The sequence below is a fragment of the Acinetobacter sp. V104_13 genome (genome assembly GCF_031798995.1).
GTDB lineage: Bacteria > Pseudomonadota > Gammaproteobacteria > Pseudomonadales > Moraxellaceae > Acinetobacter > Acinetobacter pittii.
Genome location: NZ_JAVQNP010000012.1, coordinates 25,455 through 39,703, shown reverse-complemented (window position 1 = coordinate 39,703; position 14,249 = coordinate 25,455). Strand labels below are relative to the sequence as shown.

Here is a 14,249-nt window from a genome sequence, read left to right as displayed (position 1 = left end):
AGAATTATAAAATTCAGTTTAGGCGAACCTGTCGTTCACCTAAACTTCAATGATTATAGCGTTATGCATTCATTTCTAAAACAATCTTTCCAATATGATTACCTTGCTCCATACATGCATGAGCACTTTGTACATCTGAAAAAGCATACGTCTTATAGATTTGCGGTAAACACTTACCTTGTGCCAATAATGGCCACATATGCTCATGCAAAGATTGGGCAATTTGTGCTTTTTCTTGGCTATTACGTGCTCGCATCGTTGAACCCGTAATTGTGGCACGTTTTAAAATCAGTTTTTGTAAATCAAATTCTTTTGCGATTCGTCCACCCATAAAACCAATAATGACAAGTCGGCCATCACGTTTTAATAGATTTAAATTTTTTGTGAAATAAGAACCACCCACAATATCCAAAATAACATCAACACCTTGATCTTGAGTATGTTTCAAAACTTCTTGCTCAAAATCTTGGGTTTTATAGTTAATTGCTGTAGTTAAATTTGAGAGTACTTCAACTTTATCTTCACTACCAACCGTAGCAAAAGTTTTAATCCCTAAAGCGTGGCAAATCGCTAAAGCTGTGGTTCCAATACCACTTGCCCCACCATGAATCAGTGCGGTTTCATCTTTCTTTAAACGGCCAATATCAAAAAGATTTGCCCAAACCGTAAAAAATGTTTCCGGAATCGCAGCAGCTTGAGTAAATGATAAATTTTCAGGTATTGGTAATACTTGAGTTGCAGTTACCGCACAATATTCTGCATAACCGCCGCCATTTGTTAGGGCGCAAACTTTATCGCCAACCTTGAATTGATCTACTTCGTCACCTACAGCAACCACAACACCAGCGACTTCAAGTCCGGGTATTTGAGTAACACCTTTAGGCATTGGATATAAACCCATGCGCTGCAATACATCAGGGCGATTAATTCCAGCAGCCTTTACCTCAATTAAGACTTCATCTGCTTGAGGTTCTGGAATATTAGCATCTTGAACTTTTAGAACCTCAGGTCCACCAGGAGCCGTAATTTCAATAATTTTCATGGTTGTTGGAAGGGTCATAAAATGCTCCATGTTTGATTTATATTTCAAATACTAATCTATGTTAAATAATTGAGGACTTGGGTGGAACGCCAAACAGTCGTTTAAATTCTCGGCTAAATTGTGAAGCACTAACATATCCAACTTCATAGGCGGCTTCTGCGACTCCCATTTTATTGTTCATAATTAACTCACGTGCCTTATGTAACCGAGTAATTTTGATGTACTGTAAGGGCGAATAATTCGTCACCTTTTTAAAAGTTTGATGAAAAAGCGAGATGCTCATGCCCGCTTGTTTCGCCAATTCTTGAACCGTTAAGTTATGATAATAATCACGTTGAATAATTTCACAAATGGTATAAATCACGCCATTTCGACTTGCCATAGCAGATAAGCTCTCGACTAGATTGCCACCTGAAGCCTGCACCACACGATAAACCAATTCTCTTTTAACTTGATCACCCAATATAAAAGTATCTTGTTTAGAGCGAAGTAAATTGAGCAATCTGAGAGCAACCTCAGAAATGGTGGTATTCATGTCAATCACTCTAAGCCCACAGCTTAATTTTAAATCTTCTGAATGAGCATCTTCAGTAACCACTTGTTGCTGTTTATCCATTTTAGTAATGAGATCAGTCATCATTTGTGGTTCAAATTTTATGGCTATCGCTAGCATTGGTTCATTATTTTCAACAACAGTATCGCAATCAAACGGTATTGCAATTGAGATGAATAAGCACTGCCCTTGTTGAAACTGAAAGATTTCTTTACCAATATATCCGCGCTTTACCCCCTGTATCACTAAAACAATTGAGGGTTCTTGCAGCACGGCAATAGGTGGTGTGGAATGATCTACCCGCATTAAGGTGATGTTAGAGATAAAAGTAGGATAGAGACCTTCTGCTGGAGCCAAGTGCAAAAATGCATCGACCAAATGTTCTGTAAGATGATTTTGCGGCATAGTTTTATTGTGAGAGGTAATCTAATAATCAATATAACAATGAACCTAAAATGAAAACATCTGTCTTACGTTTACTTTGTATAAATAGGCAATTCAAATCAATTTTTAGGCATAAAAAAACCTAGAGCATTCTAGGTTTTTTCACTTTATCAGGCTATTTAAGCCGATAAATTAAAGAACATTGCTGCAATCAAAATAATTACACCAAGTACAATTCGGTACCAAGCAAATACACGTAACGTATGACGTTCTACAAACAGTACTAATGCTTTTACAACAAACAATGCGGCAATAAAAGCAGCAACGAAACCTACCCCAATATTAATCATATTATCGGCAGTCAGTACGTCAGCATTTTTAACTAAGTCAAAAGTTGCGGCACCCAACATGGTTGGCATAGCAAGGAAGAAAGAGAATTCTGTAGCAGCTTTACGTGATAAGCCCGCAAACATTCCGCCTACAATTGTTGCGCCTGAACGTGAAGTTCCTGGAATCATCGCCACACACTGAGCAAGACCCACTAAAAGCGCTTGCTTAAAAGTAATTTTAGTTGCATCAAGTGTCTTATGTTCAAACTGTCTAGATTCAACCCAGAAAATGATCAGGCCACCGACAATTAAGGCAATCGCAACCACAATTGGGCTAAATAGAACACTTTTAATAAAGTCGACAGCTAAAACGCCAATAATGACTGCTGGAAAGAATGCAATAAGCACACTAATCGCAAAATGACGTGACTCCACATCACCGCTAAAAAATCCCTTAATCAAGTTAATAATTTTTTGTCGGTATAACCAGCACACTGCCAAAATAGCACCTAACTGGATTACGACCTCAAATACACGACCGCCGTCTGAGTGGAAATCGATAATATGACCAAATAAAATTAAATGGCCTGTACTCGAGATGGGTAAAAATTCAGTTAAGCCTTCGACAAAGCCTAAAAACAGTGCTTTTATAACTTCAAAATTTTCCATAACTTGCTCAAAGAAAGTTAATCATTAGAACGACCTAAAATTTGTTTTATCGCAATTGGTAAGTCTCAAATTAGACTTAACACATGTTCAATATCAGATCATTTCTAACGTTTGTGGTTATTGCCCCTAGTTAAAGGCAGTTTATTTAAAGTGCGATAATGTATCACATCATGATGACAAACTTGGGTTAACTATCGTAAAAAGATAAAACTTGGTTAAGAACTGCTAAAGTTTTTCTTGTTATAGACAAAGCTTTTTACCTTTACTTACTCTACAAAATGATCTTAAAAAGTCCTTAAAAAAACATGATATTATTCTGATCAAATGCAACCCATATCAAAAATTCAATCTGAATGAAAAATACCAAAATTAATGCACGCCATCTCATTATCGATTTATTTCTTTCCTCGGCCTACCCTCAGCTAACCATTAAACAAATATTGATTGCCGCTAAACTTTTTAATATGAGTGACAATGGTATTCGTGTGGCTACAACGCGGCTATTAAATGAAGGCATGATAGAAAGTGTAGAACGCGGTATTTATCAACTTTCGCCATCCACCAAAGACTGGGCAAAAGTTATTTTGAATCGTAAAAATGGCATTAAGCAGACTAAAGAATGGCAACATCAATATCTGGCAGTCTTTACTGGAACTTTAGGTCGTATTGATCGGACCGCTTTAAAAAAGAGAGAACGCGCTTTAAGTCAATTTGGTTTTAGAGAACTCGAAACTGGAATTTATATACGTCCAGATAATTTAGCGTATAGCTTTGAAAAAACATGTGAAGAGCTCATTTTAGCGGGTCTTGAAAATGAAGCTAAAATTTCTATTATTCAAAAATTTGACGCAAAAACAGCTTCGTTAATTCCTTCTTTGTGGGATACCAAACAGCTTGAAAAGAACTATGAAATGTATAGTCAAGATATTCAAGAATGGCTTTTGAACTATAAAAATTTATCCTTAAATGAGGCCGCTACCCAAGCTTTGTTATTAGGACGTGAAACAATTACCTTACTCATGAATGATCCTCTACTGCCCTCTCCATTTGTTGATGAACATGCCCGCAATCAGTTTGCTCAAAATGTACAGCAGCTCGATTCGATTGGACAAAAGCTATGGCAAAAACTTTATGAAAATGAATTAGCCCACTAACAGGCGATTTATTTTTTTACAAACAAATATTTCACTTTTTAAAATTTTATGATTATATTTGTAATATAAAATATGAATGCCAAAATCTGATTTGGGAGAATAAAAATGAATGCACAAGTGAGTGTGACGGATCTATTTAGCAGAGAAGAAATACAGGAACTCACACAACCCTCAGATATATACGGTGCTTGGGCGGTTGCAAGTACGTGGGCTGTTATTGGCGGAACATTTGCTAGCTTAATCATGATGTGGGATTACTTACCTAGCTGGGGCAAATTACTTGCTTGTATGCTAGCTTTAGCTATATTGGCAGGTCGCCAGTTATGCCTAGCAATTTTGATGCATGATGCATCTCATAAGAGCTTATTCAAAAATAAAAAAATAAATGACTTTGTAGGTGAATGGCTATGTGCCCGTCCAATCTGGAATGATCTAAAAAAATATCGCGTACATCATGTCCGTCATCATGCAAAAACCTCTACTCCAGATGATCCAGATCTTTCGTTAGTTTCTGGTTTTCCTGTAAGCAAGAAATCGCTTACTCGTAAATTCTTACGCGACTTAACGGGTATGACGGGATTAAAGTTTAGCTTTGGTCGAGTGTTAATGGATCTCGATTTAATGAAATGGACCGTTGCAAATGATCAAGCCTGGCTAGACCGAAGTAATAAAGACTTCGTTGACTATGCTAAAAGTATTATAAAAAACAGTAGCGGAGCCATTGCGACCAATGTAGCTCTTTATGGTGTCTTAAAAGCTTTTGGTCAACAACGGTTTTATTGGTTATGGCCTTTAGCGTATTTAACACCATTTCCATTATTTTTAAGAATTCGCTCCATGGCCGAACATGCAGGGATGCAAACGACTAATACAGCTTTAACTAATACCCGTACAACACGTGCAGGTTGGATTGCTAGAAGCTTTGTGGCCCCTATTCATGTCAATTACCACATGGAACATCATTTAATGGCTTCGGTGCCCTACTTCAAATTGCCGCGTATGCACCGTCTATTGAGAGACCGAGGACATGTTCCGGCACCACCTAGCTATTTTGAAGTAATTGAATCACTCTCATCTAAGCCAGAACAATCTACTTAATTGACTCAAATAATAAATGAAAGGCCATGAATTTAAATTTGTGGCCCTTTAATTTGAATCCGCCATTTTATGCTGGGTTTGGAAATATTTAGGCGTCATCCCCATCCAGCGCTTAAACGCACGAGTGAAGTGAGAAGTCTCGGCATAACCTAGCATTAAAGCGACTTTTTCGATCGACATGTTATTTTGAGCTAAAAGTTTCTGGGCATGCTCCTTTTTCAGTGAATCTACCAAGAGGGTAAAACTAGTATGATCAAGAGCTAAATAGCGTTGCAAAGTTCGCTCAGACATATTCATGATATGAGCCACTTGCCCAACTTTTAATGCGTCAATATTCCCATTTAAAAGCAATTTTTCGGCAACTTGTTTGACTTGGCCTTTCCAACCACTTTTTAAGTTTAATTTCTCTATATCCCGCTTACATTGTGCATTTAACAACGGCGCTAGCATTGGGTCTGCCGTTAATACAGGTTGTGCTAAATACTCTTTTGGAAATATCCAACGATTACGCTTTTGGTTAAATAAATAAGTGACAGCCAGTTGATGACCTATTTGTGAAAAACCTATCGGCTCTGGCATTTGTAATTCAACTTTTCCCAAATGAGAAAGCCCTGTTAATTTTTTTGCAATTTGAACAAAACCGACTAACAAAAAAATATTGGCATTTGAACTCAATTGAAATTGATTAACAGGCTGATGAATTGACCAACATGCATCATTATTTTCTTGTTTTAATTCCGGTTTAAAAACCTTACAACGTGAACCAATGAATTGTTCAAGTATTTTCAGCGCCTCTTCTAAATTTGGAGAAACTATGGCAGCCATTCCGACTGAACCATAACATGAAGCCGTCATGCTTAAAGCTAAATATCCAGCTAATGCTGGCTCTTTGCATAACTCGATCGCCCGCTCAATAAGCTGATTTAAAATGTTGAATTCAACGTACCAGTAAGGCTGTTCTAATTGGTCTAAAGTTATTCCACTTCCATTTAAAAGCTGCTCACCAAAGACCCCCCACCGCTTAACAGTCTCGACGATTAAATTAATATAAGTTCCGGGTAATTCTGGATTCATAAATAACCCAATCAGCAAAATAAAATGGCGCGAAATGGTAAAAACTGTCAGTTCATGAACTATGCCATGCTTTTAAATTGATGCATAGTTATTCAAAACAAAATCCGCTGAATTGCACTAGACAGCACAATTTCTGAAAAGAATACAGGTCCTCCCCTATGAACATTCTGATTGTCCATGCTCATCCAGAACCCCAGTCTTTCACCACTGCTCTAAAAAGTACAGCTAAGCAAACCTTAGAAGAATTGGGGCACAGCGTAGAAATTTCAGATTTATATGCGATGCAATTTAACCCGGTTGCATCCAAAGAAGATTTTTTAGAGCTTAACCAACCTGATTATTTTAACTATGCACTTGAACAAAGAAATGCCAGCAAAAATCAGCTTCTAGCTCCAGATATTCAAGCAGAAATTGAAAAGATAAAAAAAGCTGATCTCGTCATTTTAAATTTCCCACTTTATTGGACATCTGTTCCAGCAATTTTAAAGGGCTGGATTGATCGTGTGTTTGTCTCTGGACTTTTTTATGGGGGCAAGCGGTTTTACAACCATGGTGGCATGGCAGGAAAAAAAGCGATGTTGTGTTTAACACTCGGTGGTAGAACACACATGTTTGGAGAAAACTCGATTCACGGCCCAATCGAAAATTATTTATCGCCGCTTCAACGTGGTACTTTGGCATATGCTGGTTTTGAAGTCCTACCTCCATTTATTGCTTACCATGTACCGTATATTAGCCAAGAAGCACGACAAACCCTTCTTGAAGACTATGTAATCTACCTTACTCATCTGGACCAGCTCGAGTCATTAAAATTTCCCAAACTTGAGCAATTTGATGAAAAGTTATACCCACTCTAATGCTGTGTTTTAGCTCTAAAAATAGAATAGCCGAATTTAGATCATTATTTTCGGTTTTTTATTACACATAACTTTCAAATATAGAATCCAAATTCGCTCAAAAAATAGATCAATTGGTAAAAAAATTAAGGTAAACTTTTTCATAAAATGAATAATATAAAATTTAATCAATAATATACAGATGTAGAGAAACTGGACTTATCAACTAAAAATGACAACTAATACTCATTTCATAATCACTTAATTCATATTTTTACAAAAAAATCTTTGACCATTTTTCTTGAATTTGTGACAAAAATGTCATAAAAACAAAGGTCACCACTAATAGATAAAAAATATAAATATCAATTAATTAAATTAATTTAACAATACAAATATTCCTTCATATTTCACCCATTATTGGCATTATTTGTATAAAAAGTGAGTACTCCTCAGTTCATATAACAGATTTACTCTTATTGTAATTATGCTATTTTTGTTACATGGAGTTATCAAAGCTTCTATTACTTGTAATTAGGAGCTTTGAAGGCAACACAGTTTAAACGGTTTAACTCTGTTACTTTTAAAAAAATGTCTTGAAGTTCAAGGAAAGATTAAAATGAAATTAAAACATCTGAGCACTGCAATGATTTTAGCAACGCTGCCTGCAACTGGGGTTTTTGCAGCAGCATTGGATCGCTCTGGACAGTCAATGTCTGCATTCTTACAACCTGGTAACTACTTTGAAGCTGGTATTTCTATTCTAGACCCAGATGTAGCAGGTAAAGAAGCAGGATCAAGCACAACAAGTCGTAATATTGGCGATATGGCTGATGATTATTTTTTCCCAAGTGCAGCCTTAAAATTACAACTTAACGATAAATTCTCTTTTGGTTTACTTTATGACCAACCATTTGGTTCAGATGCAGAATACACAGGTAATAACGCATTCGTTTCAAATCCAGGTTCTGACTCAGTTTTATCAGCTGCTGCAATTGATGGGATTGTTACTAAAAAAGCAATTCAATTATTAGAATCAAGAGGTATACCTGTTAATGAACAAACATTAACTGGTGCAAAGGGCCAAATTCTAGCAAGTGACAGTTTTAAAGCATTAGCTGGTGCTTTGACAGCGGCTAATGGATATTTAGGTACTGGTGGAACTAAAGTAGAGGTAGATACACAAAACTTATCTTTTGTTTTTGGCTTCCAACCAAACCAAAACTTTAACTTCTATGCAGGTCCAGTATTACAAACAGTTAAAGGTAATGTAAGTCTTCGAGGTCAAGCTTATAGCCTTTACAATGGTTATGATGCGAATATTAAAGAAACTACTGGTGTAGGTTGGTTAGCAGGTGCAGCTTATCAAATTCCAGAAATTGCACTTAAAGCATCTTTAACTTATCGTTCTGAAATCGACCATAAAACCAATATTAATGAAGACTTATCTTTATTAAATTTTCCTGGTCTTACTTCTGTGCTCGCTGGTTTAGATGTTCCTGCATCTAAGCTTCAAGCTATTAATTCAGAAGGCAAAACTACAATTACTACCCCTCAATCTGTAAACCTTGATTTCCAAACAGGTATCATGGCAAATACAGTGGCATTCGCGAATGTACGATGGGTAAACTGGAAAGACTTCTCTATCCAACCATATAAATTCGGCAAAGTATCGGAAGCTGTAGGTGGGCTTGTTGGACGTCCAAATGGTTTTAACTTAGTTGAATACTCTGATGACCAATGGTCTGTTAATGCCGGTGTTGGCCGTAAACTTAGTGACAAGTGGGCGGGTAACGTTTCTGTGGGCTGGGACTCTGGCGCGGGTAATCCTGTAACAACCTTAGGCCCAACTGAAGGTTACTGGAACGTAGGCTTAGGTCTTCAATATAGTCCTACTCCACAAACTTTCCTTGCTGGCGGTGTAAAATACTTCTGGTTGGGTGATGCTAAAGCTCAAACTGGCGCACAAGCTGGTAGTGATCAATATGTTGCAGACTTTTCTGACAACAATGCCATCGCTTATGGTTTAAAACTTGGTTATAAATTCTAAGTTTAAAAAATTATGCATATAAAAAAGGCGCTTTAAGCGCCTTTTTTATTCTTTATTCTTAAGCTGGGATTGTACGCTGTGAAACTGAACGGATTGCTTCTTTTAATGCATCGTACCCGTGAATAGCTGGAAACTGTGGAAACTCAGCAATCACATTTGCAGGCGCATCAAATAAGAAACCATGGTCCGCTTCACCAAGCATGGTTGTATCGTTATACGAATCACCTGCAGCGATTACACGGAAATTCAAGCCATGCAGTGCTTTAACAGACTCACGTTTTTGATCGGGTTGACGTAGTTTATAAGCGGTAATCATGCCTTCTTCATCTGTCTCTAACTTATGACAGAAAATCGTTGGCCACCCTAATTGCTTCATTAAAGGATGTGCAAATTCATAGAAGGTATCTGATAAGATCACGAGTTGGAAATGCGTACTCACCCATTCAACAAACTCTTTTGCCCCCGGTAATGGCCCCATCTCAGCAATGACTTCTTGAATGTCATTTAAGCCTAAACCGTGTTGTTTTAAAATATTAAGACGCTGAGTCATTAAAACATCATAATCCGGAATATCACGAGTTGTTGCTTCGAGTTCTTTAATCCCTGTTTTTTTAGCGAAATTGATCCAGATTTCAGGAACTAAAACCCCTTCAAGATCTAGGCATACGATTTCCATGAATGCTTCCAACGTTGGTTAAAAATTGCTGTATCATACCATTAAGATTTTCAGTTTTGCGTTGTTATTGATCAAATCAATTTTATTCATAAGGATCGAAATTAAAGTGCTAAGCACTTTATCAACTATCCTTTAGAATATTTTTCATAACTCAATGCGCCCAAGCCTTTTGCCAGGAACACACATGACCGTTATTCCGACTATTGATATCGTAGATGCTCTTGCTGCTGAATATGCAACCAAAAGCCCTCGAGAAATTTTAGAACTTGCCTTAAGCCAACAAGGTGAAATTGCAATTTCATTTTCGGGAGCAGAAGATGTTGTGTTAATCGATATTGCTTCACGCTTAGGTAAACCTTTCCGTGTATTTAGTCTCGACACGGGCCGCCTGCATGCCGAAACTTATCAATTTATTGAAACTGTTCGTAAACATTACAATATCAATATCGAAATTTGTTTCCCTGAATCTGAAGCTGTTCAAAACATGGTAAACGAAAAAGGTTTATTCAGCTTTTTTACAGATGGGCATCAAGAATGTTGCGGTATTCGAAAAGTTCAGCCTTTACGTAAAAAACTTGCGACTTTAGATGGCTGGATTACGGGTCAACGTAAAGATCAAAGCCCAGGTACGCGTACAGAAATTCCTGTAGTACAAGCTGATGCAGGTTTCTCTGGCCCAGGTAAGCAACTCATTAAATATAACCCTCTAGCGAACTGGACAAGTGCTGAGGTATGGAGCTACATCCGTATGATGGAAATTCCATATAACCCTCTTCATGAGCGTGGTTTTGTTTCTATTGGATGTGAACCATGTACGCGACCTGTATTACCAAATCAACATGAGCGTGAAGGACGTTGGTGGTGGGAAGAAGCCACTCAAAAAGAGTGTGGCTTACATGCTGGTAATATGAAAAAGTAATTGGATATCAAAAAACCACTGGCAAATCAGTGGTTTTTTTTATGTCATGTTCCGTACACAAAGTCATATTTTCTCTACTCTAAACGCTATATACTTAATTCTACGGTTCTATAATTCTAATAAGAGCTCATATAAGGGCTTCTTAGAAAAATGCATGAGGCACAATGATTTATGCGTCCATTACACCCAATTGATTTCATTTTTTTGTCACTTGAAAAAAGACAGCAACCCATGCATGTCGGTGGATTATTTTTATTTGAAATTCCTGAAAATGCACCAGAAACCTTTGTACATGATTTAGTAGAAGATATTAAACGCTCAAAGAGCATTCCTATTCCACCCTTCAATAATCGTTTAAGTGGTCTATTTTGGGATGAAGATGAAGAGTTCGATATCGATCATCACTTTCGCCACATTGCTTTGCCTCATCCTGGCCGTATTCGTGAACTTCTGGTGTATATTTCACAGCAGCATAGCTCACTAATTGATCGCGCAAAGCCACTTTGGACTTGTGACATTATTGAAGGAATCGAGGGCAATCGTTTTGCCATGTATTTTAAAATCCATCATGCAATGGTAGATGGTGTTGCTGGTATGCGTTTGATCGAGAAATCTCTGTCAAAAACGCCGGAAGAGAAACATGTTGTTCCCTTATGGTGTGTTGAGAGTAAAAGAGCTAAGCGTCTAAAAGTACCAACTCCAAGTACTAGTAAAATTAAGAGTATTTTAGGCGGCATTAAGTCTCAACTCGATATAGCTCCTAAAGTTATGCAAGAGCTATCTCAGACTATATTTAAAGAAATGGGCAAAAATCCTGATTATGTTTCTACTTTTCAGGCGCCAGTGTCGATTTTGAACCAAAGAGTGAGTGCTTCACGTCGTTTTGCGGCCCAATCATTTGAATTAAGCCGCCTTAGAAAAATTTCAAAAGCATTAGGCGTAACGATTAATGATGTTGTGCTGGCTGTATGTTCAGGTGCTTTACGTGAATATTTGATTAGCCAAAACAGCTTACCAAAAAAGCCACTGATTGCCATGGTTCCAGCTTCATTACGTACAGATGATTCTGACATGAGTAACCGGATTACCATGATTTTGGCAAATTTAGGGACGCACAAAGATCAACCGTTAGAACGTCTAGAAATCATTCGCCGTAGCATGCAAAATTCAAAGCAACGCTTTAGCCGCATGACTGCGAATGAAATTTTAAACTATAGTGCAGTTGTTTATGGTCCGGCAGGATTAAACATCATGTCAGGAATGCTTCCTAAGCGTCAGGCGTTCAATTTAGTGATTTCCAATGTACCAGGACCACGTGAGCCGCTTTATTGGAATGGCGCGAAATTAGATGCACTCTACCCTGCTTCGATTGTCATGGATGGACAAGCTCTAAATATTACCATGACTAGTTATTTAGATAAGCTTGAAGTTGGATTAACAGCTTGTCGAAATGCTTTGCCGAAAATGCAAAACCTTTTGACTCATTTAGAAGATGAGATTCAACGTTTTGAAGAAATTATTGCAGAGAAACAGCTGAAACATCATTCAGCAAGTTAGAAAAAGTTAAGGGGCTTTGAATTGGCCCCTTATTTTTTGATTGTGCGGCACTGGTTAAGCAACTGATGACATACTGAACGAATCATTGCAGTTGTGATTGGTACTTCTTTACCTTGGTCATTCAACATATAGCAGCTATTTACTGGCGTGCTTTCTAAAACATGTTTAAGACCGTTGCTAATTAAGTTTTCACTTACATTCATGGGTTATACCTCTTATTGTTTGCTAAGACGTTTAATAGGGAGAACGTCTAGGGCTACTGTATGTAAGTAGTATTTAAAATTCATGAATGAAAGTAAAATTTCAGTTGTAACAAGGATTAAGCGATATCTTGTTACAACTTTAACTTAAAATGATATCGTATTGCTCTTGCGTATATAAATTTTCGACCTGAAATTTAATAACACGGTTAATAAAATGCTCTAAATCGGCTACTGCTGGTGCTTCTGCTGTTAATAATCGGTCAATCACAGAAGGATGGGCAACAACAGTAAAGCCACTCGTTGACTCAAATGCGCGGGTATATCGTAATATCTCACGAAATATTTCGTAACACACTGTCTCCGCTGTTTTGACAAAACCCCGCCCTTGGCATGTTGGACATGATTCACATAACAAGTGTTCTAATGATTCACGAGTTCGTTTACGCGTCATTTCGACCAGACCAAGTTCTGACACTTGAGTAATTTTGGTCTTCGCGTGATCTCGCTCAAGCATTTTCTCAAACTGACGCATCACCTCTTCACGGTGAGTTGCTTCTTGCATGTCAATAAAATCAATAATGAGAATCCCCCCCAAATTACGCAGTCTAAGTTGACGCGCGATAACTTGAGTCGCCTCCATATTGGTTTTAAAAACAGTGTCTTCAAGACTACGACCACCTACATATGAACCTGTATTAACGTCAATCGTTGTCATGGCTTCAGTCTGGTCGATCATCAGATAACCACCCGACTTCAAAGCTACGCGAGTTTGTAAGGCTTTTTGAATATCTTCTTCAACATTATAAAGATCAAATAGTGGTCGCTCACCCGGATAATGGATGAGGCGACTCTTCATATTCGGGACAAACTCATCCACAAACTCAAGCAGTTTTGCGTGAATCTCTCGCGAATCTACATAAATCTTTGCAGTTTCTTCGCTTGCTAAGTCACGAATAATACGTTGAGGTAATGGAAGTTCTTCAAAAATTAAAGAAGGAACAGCAACGTCAGTCTGCTTACGCTGTATGTACTCCCACAATTTGCTCAGATAGCACATGTCCTGAGCAATTTCTGCCTCATCCACACCTTCTGCAGCCGTACGGACAATCACGCTACCGGGTAAATTATGCTCAGATTGAATACCTTCAATAATATTACGCAGTCGATCTCGCTCTTCTTCAGACTCAATACGCTGCGAAACACCAATATGGTTACCATACGGCATTAAAACCAAATAGCGAGAAGGGATTGAAAGATCTGTACTTAGCCGTGCACCTTTTGTGCCCAACATATCTTTCATTACTTGGACAGTAAGGGTTTGCCCAGGATGTAATAGCTCAAAGACATTTGGGGTAGGCTGCGAACGAGGCCAAACCATATCATTGATATGTAAAAAGGCTGTTCGAGACAAACCAATATCCACAAAGGCAGCTTGCATGCCCGGAAGCACTCGTACAACTTTACCCTTGTAGATATTGCCGACTAGACCGCGTTTAACTGTACGCTCGACATACAGTTCATTAACAGTTCCATTTTCGATTAATGCCACCCGACACTCCATAGGCGTGACATTAATAAGTAGTTCTTCTGACATACATAAACTCAAAGCATTATAAAATTTTTTATTAAAGAGTCAGAGAAGCTGTTAACTTTAACGTTGTCTGGTGTTCATCGACAATGCTATTCAATGAAGAATGATAACAAC

General features: G+C 37.8%; 13 protein-coding genes. 6 read left to right on the top strand and 7 right to left on the bottom strand.

All coding sequences use genetic code 11. The annotated features are described in order from the left end of the window. Positions 1 to 61: 61 nt before the first annotated feature. The 3 genes from RMB06_RS02935 to RMB06_RS02925 all read right to left on the bottom strand — a co-directional run bounded on the left by RMB06_RS02935 (position 62) and on the right by RMB06_RS02925 (position 2,977). The gene (locus RMB06_RS02935) at positions 62 to 1,072 is read right to left on the bottom strand and encodes an NAD(P)H-quinone oxidoreductase (RefSeq protein ID WP_311078230.1); all 1,011 of its coding nucleotides are present in this window, start codon (positions 1,070 to 1,072) and stop codon (positions 62 to 64) included. 31 nt (positions 1,073 to 1,103) lie between these two features. Further along, the gene (locus tag RMB06_RS02930) at positions 1,104 to 2,000 is read right to left on the bottom strand and encodes an AraC family transcriptional regulator (RefSeq protein WP_311078227.1); all 897 of its coding nucleotides are present in this window, start codon (positions 1,998 to 2,000) and stop codon (positions 1,104 to 1,106) included. 158 nt (positions 2,001 to 2,158) lie between these two features. Continuing rightward, positions 2,159 to 2,977, bottom strand: coding sequence for an undecaprenyl-diphosphate phosphatase (locus RMB06_RS02925; protein WP_311078225.1), 819 nt, complete (start codon positions 2,975 to 2,977; stop codon positions 2,159 to 2,161). 353 nt (positions 2,978 to 3,330) lie between these two features. Here RMB06_RS02925 and RMB06_RS02920 point away from each other — a divergent pair, with 353 nt between their 5' ends. After that, positions 3,331 to 4,131, top strand: coding sequence for a PaaX family transcriptional regulator C-terminal domain-containing protein (locus tag RMB06_RS02920; RefSeq protein WP_311078223.1), 801 nt, complete (start codon positions 3,331 to 3,333; stop codon positions 4,129 to 4,131). A 105-nt stretch (positions 4,132 to 4,236) separates the two neighbouring features. After that, on the top strand, positions 4,237 to 5,229 hold the full coding sequence (locus RMB06_RS02915) for a fatty acid desaturase family protein (RefSeq protein WP_311078221.1): 993 nt from the start codon (positions 4,237 to 4,239) through the stop codon (positions 5,227 to 5,229). Between the two features lie 48 nt (positions 5,230 to 5,277). Here the strand turns inward: RMB06_RS02915 and RMB06_RS02910 are convergent, their stop codons facing one another. Further along, entirely contained in the window at positions 5,278 to 6,303 is a 1,026-nt protein-coding gene (locus tag RMB06_RS02910) for an AraC family transcriptional regulator ligand-binding domain-containing protein (RefSeq protein ID WP_311078219.1), read from the bottom strand. 158 nt (positions 6,304 to 6,461) lie between these two features. On the opposite strand from RMB06_RS02910, the gene RMB06_RS02905 reads away from it, so the two are divergent. Beyond that, complete coding sequence (locus tag RMB06_RS02905) at positions 6,462 to 7,160, top strand: NAD(P)H-dependent oxidoreductase (RefSeq protein ID WP_068527776.1); 699 nt, start codon at positions 6,462 to 6,464, stop codon at positions 7,158 to 7,160. 598 nt (positions 7,161 to 7,758) lie between these two features. Then, entirely contained in the window at positions 7,759 to 9,189 is a 1,431-nt protein-coding gene (locus RMB06_RS02900) for an OmpP1/FadL family transporter (RefSeq protein ID WP_199992940.1), read from the top strand. Positions 9,190 to 9,247: 58 nt separating this feature from the next. On the opposite strand, the gene thrH is transcribed toward RMB06_RS02900, so the two are convergent. Beyond that, on the bottom strand, positions 9,248 to 9,865 hold the full coding sequence (gene thrH, locus RMB06_RS02895; protein WP_002116438.1) for a bifunctional phosphoserine phosphatase/homoserine phosphotransferase ThrH: 618 nt from the start codon (positions 9,863 to 9,865) through the stop codon (positions 9,248 to 9,250). Between the two features lie 184 nt (positions 9,866 to 10,049). Here thrH and RMB06_RS02890 point away from each other — a divergent pair, with 184 nt between their 5' ends. Both RMB06_RS02890 and RMB06_RS02885 read left to right on the top strand, forming a co-directional pair. Then, a complete protein-coding gene (locus tag RMB06_RS02890; protein ID WP_005064416.1) occupies positions 10,050 to 10,784 on the top strand; it encodes a phosphoadenylyl-sulfate reductase in 735 nt (244 codons plus the stop codon). 171 nt (positions 10,785 to 10,955) lie between these two features. Further along, positions 10,956 to 12,341, top strand: a complete 1,386-nt coding sequence (locus RMB06_RS02885; RefSeq protein ID WP_069036157.1) for a wax ester/triacylglycerol synthase family O-acyltransferase — start codon at positions 10,956 to 10,958, stop codon at positions 12,339 to 12,341. A gap of 29 nt (positions 12,342 to 12,370) precedes the next feature. Here RMB06_RS02885 and RMB06_RS02880 read toward each other — a convergent pair whose 3' ends face one another. Further along, positions 12,371 to 12,544: a PA1571 family protein gene (locus RMB06_RS02880; RefSeq protein ID WP_002116397.1), complete on the bottom strand. Its 174-nt coding sequence runs from the start codon at positions 12,542 to 12,544 to the stop codon at positions 12,371 to 12,373. A 139-nt stretch (positions 12,545 to 12,683) separates the two neighbouring features. After that, positions 12,684 to 14,138 carry a ribonuclease G gene (gene rng / locus RMB06_RS02875; RefSeq protein WP_005064412.1) on the bottom strand — a complete coding sequence of 485 codons (1,455 nt, stop codon included), beginning with the start codon at positions 14,136 to 14,138 and terminating at the stop codon, positions 12,684 to 12,686. Positions 14,139 to 14,249: the final 111 nt, after the last annotated feature.